1 protein-coding gene is annotated in these 1,567 nt (G+C 67.8%); it reads right to left on the reverse strand.

Annotated features, from left to right (window positions below):
- Positions 1–12 precede the first annotated feature (12 nt).
- Entirely contained in the window at positions 13–1,470 is a 1,458-nt protein-coding gene (locus ACYVD1_RS34650; protein WP_460778706.1) for an NF041680 family putative transposase, read from the reverse strand.
- Between the last annotated feature and the right edge of the window lie 97 nt (positions 1,471–1,567).

The raw sequence follows: 1,567 nt of genomic DNA on the forward strand, positions 1-1,567 counted from the left end.
CTAGCTTGTCGTTTAAGCTGCTTGCTTGTCTCTAGAGCGGCCCGTGGTGCCCGTTTTATGCTTTTTCGGAACCTCGTAACGGGGAGCTGGACGCTTGTTCCAGCTCCCCGCCACACGCCCCGGCCCCGCACGCGAGGGCCGCGGAACACCCACACACCCAGGCAGGTCAGCGCGGATGTACCGAAACCCCCGACGCACCCGGGACGGACTCATCCGCTGCGGCTCCACCCACCGCTGCCAGGGCAACCGCACCTGGCGCACCAACGGCCGAGCCAACCGCAACTGGGCATAGGCCACCACGACCAGCCAGGACCACCGGTCCGCCGCCTCGGGATCGCGCAACCGGGGCGCGTCCCACCCCAGATTCTGTTTGAGGAAGCGGAAGGTGTGCTCGATATCGAAGCGGCGCAGGTACGCCCACCACACCTGGTCCACCGCGCTCAGGGCCATGCCTGTGTTTGAGGACCACAACCACAACGGTTTGGGGGCACGCCGCGAAGGCAACGCCCCCACCTCCAAAAGCACCAGGGTGCCCTCGATCACCGGCAACTCACCGGGATGGTCGGCCCAGGCCGAGCGATGCGTCAGGCGAGGGTGCATCCGATCCCACGAGCGGGCGATGGCACTGCCGTAGCGGCGGGTGGGGGTGGTGCTCACCGTCGCCGGTACGGGCCAGGTATCGGGGGCGCCCATCCGAAGCGGAACTCCGTGCTTGGCCGGGCGGCCGGTCGCTGAGGGCGGCAGGTTCTGGGCCGGGCCGTACAGCACCCGGTCCGAACGCAACCGGCCCACCACCTGAACGGGCAGATCGGCGAGCAGGTAGGCCAGGCGGGGGCTGTCATAGCCCGCATCGACCACGACCACGATGTCGGGTTCGCCCTGTTGGTGGTGTCCGGCCCTGATCAATCGGGTGATGACCTGGCGGAGTTGGTGGGCGGTGAAGGTGGTCTCGTCGGTTCCTGGGGGTAGGCGTGCCACGTCCAGGGGTGCGGTCCAGGAGGTGGAGCCCTCTTCCAGGGCGACGATCACCTGGTAGGGCCAGCCTGGGACCATCTCGGCTTGTCCGGTGCCGCGCCCGTAGGTGTGGCACCAGGAACGGTCGGGGCTGGTCCAGGCGTCCGGGCGCAGCCAGGGGCTGACATCGCAGGCCAGGACCAGGCGTCCGTGGAAGCGGGGCAGGGGCAGCCGGGCCAGGCTCGAGCGCAAGCGGTCCTGGTCGATACCGCCCTGGTTCAGAGCGGCGTAGGCCGAGCCGTGACCGCGGCGGTGTTCGGGCTCCAACGAGAGTTGGGCCAGGTGGTGCACGGGGTTCGGGGAGCAGACCAGGGCTTCACAGACCTCGAATATCGCGTCTGGGCGTTTGGTGAGGGCGGTGTGGAACTCAGAGCGGAATCGGGACAATGTCGACAGTGGCTCGACGGCGGGGGTCTGGTGCGGCAGACTCAAGGTGACGGCCTTCGTTGTGTTCACGTGTGTTCGTGGTTGAAGCACATGATCACGCGAAGGCCGTTGTGCTGTCCGGGAAACGATGAAGCCCGTGACCAGGACGGTATCCGGTCACGGGCTC

It is taken from the genome of Nocardiopsis nanhaiensis (genome assembly GCF_054778635.1).